The organism is Acidovorax sp. LjRoot204 (genome assembly GCF_056175785.1).
Genome location: NZ_JBGFFF010000008.1, coordinates 31,306 through 42,570, shown reverse-complemented (window position 1 = coordinate 42,570; position 11,265 = coordinate 31,306). Strand labels below are relative to the sequence as shown.

At 66.4% G+C, this 11,265-nt stretch carries 6 protein-coding genes; 5 read left to right on the top strand and 1 reads right to left on the bottom strand.

Going from position 1 to position 11,265, the window contains the following annotated elements; translation table 11 throughout:
• Positions 1-44 precede the first annotated feature (44 nt).
• From tssH to AC04MI_RS03225, 5 genes are all read left to right on the top strand, one after another.
• Positions 45-2,756 (top strand): type VI secretion system ATPase TssH, encoded by a 2,712-nt coding sequence (gene tssH / locus AC04MI_RS03245; RefSeq protein ID WP_436078313.1) that lies wholly within the window; start codon positions 45-47, stop codon positions 2,754-2,756.
• Between the two features lie 120 nt (positions 2,757-2,876).
• Positions 2,877-5,063, top strand: coding sequence for a S41 family peptidase (locus tag AC04MI_RS03240; protein ID WP_476497074.1), 2,187 nt, complete (start codon positions 2,877-2,879; stop codon positions 5,061-5,063).
• Between the two features lie 76 nt (positions 5,064-5,139).
• Entirely contained in the window at positions 5,140-6,621 is a 1,482-nt protein-coding gene (locus AC04MI_RS03235; RefSeq protein WP_056059633.1) for an AMP nucleosidase, read from the top strand.
• A gap of 24 nt (positions 6,622-6,645) precedes the next feature.
• Positions 6,646-7,782 (top strand): GGDEF domain-containing protein, encoded by a 1,137-nt coding sequence (locus tag AC04MI_RS03230; protein WP_436078311.1) that lies wholly within the window; start codon positions 6,646-6,648, stop codon positions 7,780-7,782.
• Positions 7,783-7,899: 117 nt separating this feature from the next.
• On the top strand, positions 7,900-8,835 hold the full coding sequence (locus tag AC04MI_RS03225) for an ATP-binding cassette domain-containing protein (RefSeq protein ID WP_436078310.1): 936 nt from the start codon (positions 7,900-7,902) through the stop codon (positions 8,833-8,835).
• Here AC04MI_RS03225 and AC04MI_RS03220 read toward each other — a convergent pair.
• On the bottom strand, positions 8,810-11,221 hold the full coding sequence (locus tag AC04MI_RS03220; RefSeq protein WP_436078309.1) for a putative bifunctional diguanylate cyclase/phosphodiesterase: 2,412 nt from the start codon (positions 11,219-11,221) through the stop codon (positions 8,810-8,812). The two genes, AC04MI_RS03225 and AC04MI_RS03220, sit on opposite strands and share 26 nt — an antisense overlap.
• Positions 11,222-11,265: the final 44 nt, after the last annotated feature.

The following is an 11,265-nucleotide window of genomic DNA, read 5'->3' as shown; positions in this document are numbered from 1 at the left end:
GTTAACTCTCCCAGAAATTCTCATCAACGCCCTGCCCCGATACCATGTCTGAGATCAGTCGCCTTGCCCTGTTCGGAAAACTCAACCCGCTGCTTTTCAAATCGCTGGAGGGCGCTACGGTGTTCTGCAAGCTGCGGGGCAACCCCTATGTCGAACTGGTCCACTGGCTGCACCAGTTGCTGCAGGAGAACGACTCCGACCTGATGAGGCTGTGTCGCCACTTCGAGATCGATGCAGAGCAACTTGCTGCCGACGTGCTGCGTAGTCTGGACCGGCTACCACGGGGAGCCACGTCGATCTCCGACTTCTCGGACCAGATCGAGATATCCATCGAGCGAGGCTGGGTCTACGCCACGCTGATGTTCAACGAGTCGCAGATTCGCAGCGCCTACTGGCTCTCCGGCATGCTGCGCACTCGGACGCTGGCCAATGAGCTGCGATCAATTTCCAAGGAGTTCGAGAAGCTCGGAGAGCCTTCGCTGAGCGACGCATTCCCCAAGCTGCTGCCGTTGTCGCCAGAAGCCCAACTAAAGGCCGCCGACGGTTCAGGTCTCCAGGGAGCTCCGGGCGAGGCCAGCAGTGCGACGTCGCCGCTCGGTACGCGCAAGCAGGACGCCTTGCAACGCTACACCATTGACCTGACCGAGCGAGCGCGCCTAGGTGAGCTCGATCCGGTGACAGGCCGCGACGAAGAAGTGCGCCAGATGATCGACATCCTCATGCGCCGTCGGCAGAACAACCCCATCCTGGTGGGAGAAGCCGGTGTCGGCAAGACCGCCGTGGTGGAAGGCCTGGCGTTGCGCATTGCCACGGACGACGTTCCACCGCCGCTGCGCGGCGTCCAGCTGCGCACCATGGACGTCGGCCTGCTGCAGGCSGGCGCCAGCATGAAGGGCGAGTTCGAGAGCCGGCTTCGCACGCTGCTGGACGAAGTGCAGGCCAGCACCACCCCGATCGTGCTGTTCATCGACGAAGTGCACACCCTGATCGGCGCGGGCGGCCAGGCCGGCACTGGCGACGCTGCCAACCTGCTCAAGCCAGCATTGGCCCGTGGCGTGCTGCGCACSATYGGCGCCACCACCTGGGCMGAGTACAAGAAGTACATCGAGAAAGACCCGGCGCTGACACGCCGCTTCCAGCTGGTACACATCCACGAGCCCGACGAACCCAAAGCCGTGCACATGCTGCGCGGCGTGGCCGCCAAGCTGGAAGCGCATCACAAGGTTCGGATCGCTGACGAGGCAGTGGTGGCGGCGGTGAGCCTGTCGCACCGCTACATTCCCGCRCGCCAGYTGCCMGACAAGGCCGTGAGCCTGATGGACACCGCATGCTCTCGCGTTGCCATGGCCCTGACGGCAACCCCAGCACGCCTGGAGGCCGTGATCCGCCAACAGGATGCGCTCCAGGTGGAGCTGGAGGTGGTGCAGCGCGAGGCCGACCTGGGCATCGCCGATCCAGGGCGCATGACCGAGCTGGCCGCAGCGCTGGAGCGCTTGCGGGTGGAGAAAGCCACGCTGACCGAACGACTGGCCCGCGAGAATGACCTCGCGCAACGTATCGTCCAGGCAGAAGCAACACTCCTGGCTGCACGGCTTACACGCACGCCGGACGCTGCTGCCAGCGTCGATGCTGCTGCTGCCTCCGCTGAAGCGATGACATCAGCCGCACCAGCCGTCTCGCCAGAGGAGCTGGACGCGATGCGCAAGGAACTGCGAACCCTACAGGGCGACGATCCCCTGTTGCACCCGGTGGTGGATGCGGGCGTTGTGGCCGCCGTCGTGGCCGAATGGACAGGCATTCCCGTGGGCCGCATGGTGCGCGATGAAGTGAAGTCGGTGCTGACGCTGACACATACGCTAGAAAAGCGCGTGATCGGCCAGCGCCACGGGCTGGAGGCCATCACGCGCCGCATACAGACAGCGCGCGCGCAGTTGGACAACCCCAGCAAACCCATTGGAGTGTTCCTGCTGGCAGGCCCCTCGGGGGTGGGAAAGACCGAAACCGCCCTTTCCCTGGCCGAGGCGCTGTACGGCGGTGAACAGAATCTCATCACCATCAACATGAGCGAGTTCCAGGAAGCGCACACCGTCTCCACACTCAAGGGCGCGCCACCGGGCTACGTGGGGTATGGCGAAGGTGGCGTTCTGACTGAAGCGGTGCGCCGCAGACCGTACAGCGTGGTATTGCTCGACGAGATCGAGAAGGCGCACCCGGACGTGCACGAGATGTTCTTCCAAGTGTTCGACAAGGGCTGGATGGAAGACGGCGAGGGCCGCTATATCGACTTCAAGAACACAGTGATCATCCTGACGTCGAATGTGGGATCGGAGCTGATCGCAGGCCTTTGCAACGACCCCGACCTCATCCCGTCGCCGGAGGCCCTGGCCCAGGCAATCCGCCAGCCGCTGCTCGACAAGTTCCCGGCCGCGCTGCTTGGTCGCCTCACGGTGGTGCCGTACTACCCGATTTCCGAAGCGATGCTTGAGCAGATCATTGGCCTGCAAATGCGCCGCATCCAGACACGCATCCAGGTCAACCATGGCGCGCAGTTCGATTTCGACGACAGCGCCGTGCGGCTGATCAGAGAGCGCTGCAGCGAAGTGGAGTCTGGGGCCCGCATGATCGACGCGATCCTGACCCAGAACCTCCTGCCACGCATGGCCATAGAGTTCCTGCAAGCTTCGGTGGATACAAAGATCATCAGCCGCATCAACGTGAGCGCCGCTGATAACGACTTTGTGATCCGCTACGTCTAGGCCCACAAGCACCCCCTTCGACGCACCGCCACCATGCCCAACGCACACTTGCTCCGCAACCTGCTTACCCACTCCTGCGCCGCAGAACACCGGGCAGGTACTGTGCCAAACACGGCCGCCTTGACCGCCTTGGTCGTCTTGGCAGCCTTCGCAATACCGGCGCACTCAGGTCTGCTCGATGGCCTGGGCCGGGCCGGCGAAGCCATCAGCCGTAGCGAAGGCGCTGTGTCCGCCGGGCAGCAGGTCATGTCGACGGGCCGGCAGGCCATGGACGCGGGCCGCCAGACCTGGGACGGCCGCAACGTCATCCCCTTCCAGCCGCCCTCCGGGGCCGCCGTGATGGCGCGCGACGAAGGCGGCCCGGTGCGGCTCATTGCCGCCCTCGAACGCGGCGCGGGCGACCCCGTCGCTGCGGGGAGCACGCTAGTGGCGCTGCTCGACCAGGGCGCGTACTTCGTGCAGCGCCAGACTGCGCATGTAACAACACCTCAGGACCAGTTGCTGGCCACTCCCCGCGCAGACAGCTCTGCGGTGTCCATCGACCTGCCGCAGACTCCACCGGGGACCCTCTTCGACCTGGCTTCGGGCAGAGTACGAGCTTCAGGCGCTGGCGTGAAGATATTTGCACTGTCTGTGCACACCAGCCTGCCACGCCGGGCTGGCCGCCGCGCGCTGGATGCGATAGAGCAGCACGCCATGCTCACCACCAGTTCAGTGCAGATGGAATGGCCACTGCAGCCCGACCTGGCAATGGAAGCGGTGGGTGGCAAGTTGCTGGTGTGGGCCAGCGAGTCAGGCGCAGCGTTTCCGGCGGGCTTCGGTGCGGACGGCCGCCTCTTCACGCCCGACGACCCCATGGTGCGGCTGCCACGCGGCTACACCGTCGTGACCTTGGACAGCCGCGGTTTCAGCTTCGACCGCAGCCGCGAGATCGCGCTGGCTCAATATGGGGTGCAGTCCACGGCCGACATCGACCTGACCCGGCTGTCGCCCGGCGACGCTTTCAAGGCATTCACCAGTGTGATGCATGAACGCTACCCGTTCCGCGGCGCGCAGCCCATGGACTGGGCGCGGCTGCAGGCCGAGCTGGCGGACAAGGTGCGGCAGGCCGGTGACCAGCGGGAGCGGCAAGCCATGGCGCAAATCTACGCCGACATTGGCACACGCCTGCAGGACGGCCTGTTCCGCGTCGAACTGCGCGGTGCAGGTGGTCCCCAGGGTCTCACGGCAGGACTCGATGTGGGCCTGGCCGGCCAGTGGCTGCCGCGCGGCATCACGCCCCTGCCGATGCAGGGCGTGTGGTGGCTGCCTGATGGCCGGGCCCTGGTAGGCAGCGTCGCTCCACGCTCGGCAGCGGAACTGGCCGGGCTGCGCCCGGGCGCTGAGATTGTGGAAGTCAATGGCGAAAGCATCGGGCGCTATGTGGGCCGCGCCGTACGCTACTCCAACCGCCCCACTGAAGTCGGGCGCCGCCACGATGCCCTCAAGCTGATGGCCTACGATCGGGAAGCCATGGTGCTGAAGGTGCGCCAGGACGGCAAGGAGCAAACCTTCGATCTGCGCCAGCGCGTGGCGGAACGGCCTCAGGCGGCAGGATCAGCCCCCAACAACGAATCGCTGTCAGCGTTCCAGTTGCGCAGTCAATCGGGCCGGCAGTACGGCTACATCGCGCTGAATTCRTTCGCCGACGGCGGAGGCAACCTGGACCAGTGGGAACGCAGCCTTGCAGCCGCCACCCAGGCACGGCTCAGCGGCCTGGTGCTGGACCTTCGGGGCGCCAACCATGGTGCCTATCAGTTGGTTCCCCACTACGCAGCGTCTTTCTTCTCTTACGACCGACCACTGAGGCTGCAGGGCTACGCGCAGCGCCAGGTGGACGCCACCGCCAAGGTGTGGCGCACTCGCGGCAGCCTGGGCCTACCTCCACAGCTGCCGCTGTTCACACAAGGCGGCGCTTACTACGGCGCCCCCTTGGTGCTGCTGACGGGACCGGAGTGCACGGGCCCGTGCGAGATGTTCGCAGCCTGGTTGCAAAAAGCCGGTCGGGCCCAGGTCATCGGGACGGAGCCCACGCCGGGCGCTGTAGGCATGACGACGCGCGTGCTGCTGCCCGGAGACGTGATCGTTCACGCGCCCACGGTGGCAGAACTGGGCGCCAAAGGCGACCACTATGTCTTTGGCAAAGGCGTTGAGCCCGATCTGCGCCTGGCGGCGGACGCAGGCTTCGTCCAACGCGTCATGACCGGTGGCGACCCTGTGCTGGATGCCGCCGTGCAGTGGCTGGACGGTAGGCCCCTGGCACGCTAACAGCAGCGTCATGCGCTCATGTGCCCAAAAAGCAAGCAACCCCTGCTGCAGTGACACAGGCAGGCGAAAATAGCGCATGCCCATCATCCCCGACTTCATCGCCCCCACCCGCCACACCGACCCGGCCGACGCCCTGGCCCAGGTGCAGCGCATATACCAGCAACAAATTGGCCACCTGCGCGACGCCATGCAGCGTTTTGTGGCGGGCGAGACGCCCGAGGGCCCGGTGCGCGCTTTCTACCCGTTTGTGCGGGTGCACACCACCACCGTGGCGCGGGCCGACACCAAGCTGGCCTATGGCTTTGTGGAAGGCCCCGGGCGGTATGAGACCACCCTCACCCGGCCCGACCTGTTTGCCAACTACTACGCCGAGCAGTTCCGCCTGCTGCGCGCCAGCCACAACGTGGAGCTGGAAGTGGGCACCAGCACCCACCCGATTCCCATCCATTTCTCATTTGCGGAGCACGACCACATCGAGGGCACGCTGACCCAGGCCCGCCGCATGCTGATGCGCGACGTGTTCGACCTGCCCGACCTGGCCGCCATGGACGATGGCATCGCCAACGGCACCTGGCAGGCCGCGCCCGGCGAGGCGCAGCCGCTGTCGCTGTTCACCGCGCCGCGCGTGGACTATTCGCTGCACCGCCTGCGCCATTACACAGGCACAGCGCCCGAGTGGTTCCAGAACTTCGTGCTGTTCACCAATTACCAGTTCTACATCGACGAATTCGTGCGCCTGGGCCACGCCGAGATGGCCAAGCCCGACAGCGAATACATCGCCTTCATCGAACCCGGCAACGTGGTCACACGCCGTGTGGGCCTGAGCGCCGAGGCTGGCGACGACCTGGGCGCCGCGCCGCCCCGCCTGCCGCAGATGCCCGCCTACCACCTGGTGCGCAAGGACGCGAGCGGCATCACCATGGTCAACATCGGCGTGGGCCCGGCCAACGCCAAGACCATCACCGACCACATCGCTGTGCTGCGCCCCCATGCCTGGATGATGCTGGGCCACTGTGCGGGCCTGCGCAACAGCCAGCAACTGGGCGACTATGTGCTGGCCCACGCCTACGTGCGCGAGGACCATGTGCTGGACGAAGACCTGCCGCTGTGGGTGCCCATCCCGGCGCTGGCCGAAATCCAGCTGGCGCTGCAGCAGGCCGTGGCCGATGTCACGCAGATCAGCGGCGCAGACCTGAAGCGCGTGATGCGCACCGGCACCGTGGCCAGCACCGACAACCGCAACTGGGAGTTGCTGCCCGACAACACGCCGCAGCGCCGCTTCAGCCAGAGCCGCGCCGTGGCGCTGGACATGGAAAGCGCCACCATCGCCGCCAACGGCTTCCGCTTCCGCGTGCCCTATGGCACCTTGCTGTGTGTAAGCGACAAACCCCTGCATGGCGAGATCAAGCTGCCCGGCATGGCCAACCACTTCTACCGCGAGCGGGTGGACCAGCACCTGCGCATCGGCATGCGCGCCATCGAGATCCTGCGCAACGGCGGCGTGGACCGCCTGCACAGCCGCAAGCTGCGCAGCTTTGCCGAGGTCGCATTTCAGTAAACGACAGGCCCGAGGCCGCTGCGCATGCCACTGGATTTCCTCACCCTCATGACGGTCATGGCGGCCAACCTGTTCATGATCTCGGCCGCACTGCCGCTGATCATGGGCCGGGACGTGAGCCGCGCGGCCCGCAACATGCAGGCCAGCATGCTGCTGCAGGCGGTGGCCTGGGCGGCCATCATCGCCTCGGCCACCCTGTGGGACCAAGCCCTCTCCACCCTGTCGATTGCCTGCAACGCGGCCGCGCAGTGGATGCTGTACCGGGCGCTGGAGGAATGGCTGGGCCCCCGCCCCTTGCGCCGCGTGCTGCTGGTGTTGGTGATTGCCGCCCCGCTGGGCTACACCCTGGGTTTTGGGCACTACGCCTGGCGCGTGGGCTGGGCCAACTTTTTGATGGCCACTATTTTGTGCATTGTTGCGCGCGCCACCCTGGCGCCCGTGGTGGAGGCCAACCTGCGCTGGCGCAGCCTGCTGATGGGCTGCCTGCTGACGTCGGCCGCGTTCACGTTGGCGCGGGGCATGCTGGGCGCCTTCACCGACCAGTACCCCAGCTTTCGCACTCCCCATCCTGTCAACCTCGCTGCCGCCGTGGCCACCAACGTGAGCCTGGTGCTCGGCACGGTCGCCCTGCTGGTGGCCTGGCGGTCGGAGGCTGAACACAAGCTGCGCACGCTGGCGATGACCGACGGCCTCACCGGCGTGCTCAACCGGCGCGGCTTCACCACCCAAGGCAGCAGCCTGCTGGCCCACGCCGCACGCCACCAGTTGCCCATGACGGCAATGATGCTGGACCTGGACCACTTCAAGCAGGTCAACGACACCCATGGCCACGAGGCCGGGGACCGCGCCCTGCAACTGTTTGCCCGACTGCTGGGCGACACCTGCCGCAGCGGCGACCTGGTTGGCCGCCTGGGTGGCGAGGAGTTTGGTGTGCTGCTGTTGCACAACAGCGAGCCCGCCGGACTGGCCCTGGACCGGCGACTGCGCAGGCGCCTGCATGCAGCCAGTGTGGCCGAGCTGGGCTTTGCGCTGGACTACAGCGCCGGGATGGCCGTCCTGCAGCCCGGTGAGGCCGCCCTGGCGGAACTGATGGCCCGTGCCGATGGCGCCCTCTATGCAGCCAAGACGGCGGGCCGTGGGCGGCTGGTCGCAGCGGACTGAGCCAATTGATCCTCTTTTGATAGCAATCAGTGCACTATCCACCTGCGCTAAGTGTTGATTTTTGCCACAACGACTGCGCGCAACACCGGGTATGCCCACGTCGCACACAATCTCTCCATGACCGCACTTTTTGAAGCTCTGCACCTGCGCAAACGTTATGGCGAGACCACGGTGGTGGACGACGTGTCCTTCGCGATTGCTCCCGGCGAATGCCTGGGCGTCATCGGCCCCAACGGTGCTGGAAAGACCACCACCATTCGCATGTGCCTGGGCCTGGCGTCACCGGATGGCGGCGAAGTGCATTTCACCTCCAAGCCCGGCACCGCACCGCTGCACATGCCACGCGATGCGCTGGCCATCAAGGCGCAGCTGGGTGTGGTCACGCAGTTCGACACCCTCGACCCGGACTTCACCTGCGCCGAGAACCTGCGCGTATTCGGCCGCTACTTTGGGCTGAAGGGCCCGGTGATGGACGAGCGTGTACCCCAGTTGCTGGAGTTCGCAGCCCTCACCCACAAGGCCGACGCCAAGCCGGGCGAGCTGTCGGGCGGCATGAAGCGGCGCCTGTCGCTGGCGCGCGCGCTGGTCAACAACCCGCGCCTGCTGCTGCTGGACGAGCCCACCACAGGCCTGGACCCGCAAGCCCGCCACCTGATGTGGGAGCGCCTGCAACTGCTGCTGCAGCAAGGCAAGTCCATCCTGCTGACCACCCACTTCATGGACGAGGCCGAGCGCCTGTGCTCGCGCCTGCTGGTGCTGGACCACGGCCGCAAGATTGCGGAAGGCCGCCCGCGCGAGCTGATCGCCCAGCACCTGGAGCCGGATGTGGTGGAGGTGTTCGGCGTGGGGGCCGTCCAGATGGCCGAAGACGCCGCGCTGCGTGCCCTGGCCGCGCGCGTGGAGATCAGCGGCGAGACGGTGTTTTTCTACACCCAGAACGCGCAGCCGCTGCTGCAGGCGCTGGGGCAGCATGGCCACCTGCGCACGCTGCACCGGCCTGCGAATCTGGAGGATTTGTTCCTCAAGCTCACGGGGCGGCAGATCCGGGAGTGAGGCCGGCGGGAGGGCCCGCCATCCGGCCCTGCCACCAGTTTTCAAGGTCTTGTGGCGCGCAAGGCTGGGAAAAGAGGTAACCCTGCAGTTCGTCGCAGCCCAGCCGGGCCAGCCACTGTGCCTGGTGCTCGGTTTCCACGCCCTCGGCCACCGTGCGCAGGCCCAACTTTTGCGCCAGGGCCACGATGGCGTCCACCAGTGCTTCGCCCCGGTCATTGCTCCCCAGGTCGTTGACGAAAGAGCGGTCGATCTTGAGCTTGCGCACCGGAAACCGCTTGAGCTGGCTCAGTGACGAATAGCCGGTGCCGAAGTCGTCGATGGCCAGCTGCACGCCCAGCGCGGTGAGGCGCTGCATGGTCTGCAGGGCCTCCTCCACGGGCTCCATGATCGAGCTTTCAGTGATCTCCAATTGCAGCAACCGGGGTGGGCACCTGGTGCTTTGCAAGGCGCGGGCCACCACCTGGTCCAGCTCGGGCTCCTGGAACTGACGAGCCGAGAGATTCACCGCCACCGGGATCTCCCCCCAACCGGCATCCAGCCACCGGCGTGCCTGCGCGCAGGCCTCGTTCAGCACCCATTCGCCCAGGGGCACGATCAGCCCCGTTTCTTCCGCAATACCGATGAACTGCAGCGGAGACACCAGCCCACGCTCCGGGTCCGCCCACCGCACCAGCGCCTCCACCGACGACACGCGCCCCGTCCGCGCATCCATGATGGGCTGATAGTGCAGGCGCAGCCCGTCGTGCTCGATGGCATGGCGCAGGCCCGCCTCCACCCGCAGGCGCTCCGTCAACACCTCCGTCATGTGCGGGCTGAAGAAGGCCAGCCGGTTCCCACCCAGGTCCTTGGCGTCGTACATGGCCACATCTGCATTGCGCAGCAGGAGATCCCCGGAGTCCCCATCCTGCGGGAAGACCGCAATCCCCAGGCTGGTGCCCAGCAACCAGCTGGATGTGCCGGTCTCCACAGGCAGGGTCAGCGCCCGCACAATGCGCCGCGCCATGGGCTCCACCACCGCCGGGTCCGGCAGGTCGGGCAGCACCACCACAAACTCATCCCCACCCGGCCGGGCCACCACATCGCCAGGACGCACACAACCCTGCAACCTGGCCGCCACCTCCTTGAGCAAGGCATCGCCCCGGGCATGTCCCAGGCTGTCATTCACTCCTTTGAACCGGTCCAGGTCCATGGCCAGAACGGCCACGCAGTGGCCCTGCTCCCGCGCCCGGTCCAACGCCGCGTCCAGCCGCTCCGTGAGGCTGTAGCGGTTGGCCAAGTCGGTCAGGGGGTCTCGCCGCGCCTGGCGCTCCAGCGTCTCCGTGTGTTGCGCGATGGACTGCTGCTGGCGCAGCAGGGACTCCGCCATCCGGTCCAGTGCCCGGGCCACCTGCCCCAGCTCTCCCGGTGGATAGGGTGTGCCAATGGGTTCGGCGTAGTTGCCAGCATCCATGCGGCCAATAGCACGTATGGCGCGCATGGCATGGCGGCGCACCGCAAATTCCACCAACAGAAAAGCAGCAACGAACACGATAACCGCGAGCGCCAGCACCCCCAGCAGTGCGCGCCGGAACTGGCGCTCCACCGGGCCACGCAGGTCGTCCTCGGGCACGGCCAGGGCCAGACGCAGATCCGAGCCCTGTGCGCGCGGCAACTGGGCGCGCACCCAGACGCGACGCACGCCATCGGCCCCCTCCATCACGACATGCCCTTCGACCGCTTGCAACATGAAAGTGCGTTCGGCGTCCCCCAGGGTCAGCGGCGCCACCTCCGGCCGGCGGAAGTCCATGACCACCGAACCGTCGGCATTCCATACCTGCAGATGCATACGCTCATAGCGCTGTGCATGCACCGTGGCCTGCCCGTAGTCCTGCATGTCGAGCGAGGCCAGCAGGATGAAGCGCAACGCGCCTCCCGCATCGCGCACCGGGTAGGCCACCTGCAGCACCCCCTTGCCCGTCAGGCGGCCTATGACCGCTTCCAGCACCGGCCCGGTGGCCGTCAGCGCACGCTGAAAGTAACTGCGGTCCCGCAGGTCCAGGGTACGGCCACTGCGCAGCGAATCACAGAACAGGGAGCCATCGGGCTGAATGGTGAGGATGCCTGTGTACTGAGGATGTTCCTTGAGGACATCTGCCAGGAAATCAGAGCAGGCGGCCTTGTCGCCCGCTGCCAGCAGGGGTACGCGCCCAAGGCCAAACAGGAGTTGCCCGGTACCAGCGATCTTGTCGTCCAGGTCGCTGGCAATGATGCCTGCCCTGGCCACCAGCCGGTCGCGCGCCTGTCCGGTGGTGGCCACCCGGAACTCCAAAAGCAACCACACCAGGGCCGGCACAGGCAACAAAGAGGCTGCCAGCACCAGCCACAGGATCCGCGCACTCAGGCTCACAGGGGTTCTCCTTCACAGAAGCGCCGTCGTCGCACCGGCCCGCC

Excerpts from the sequence above, each read along its gene's own strand:
- AC04MI_RS03225 (WP_436078310.1), top strand. The coding sequence starts at position 7,900 with ATGACCGCACTTTTTGAAGCTCTGCACCTGCGCAAACGTTATGGCGAG.
- AC04MI_RS03235 (WP_056059633.1), top strand. The coding sequence starts at position 5,140 with ATGCCCATCATCCCCGACTTCATCGCCCCCACCCGCCACACCGACCCG.
- AC04MI_RS03230 (WP_436078311.1), top strand. The coding sequence starts at position 6,646 with ATGCCACTGGATTTCCTCACCCTCATGACGGTCATGGCGGCCAACCTG.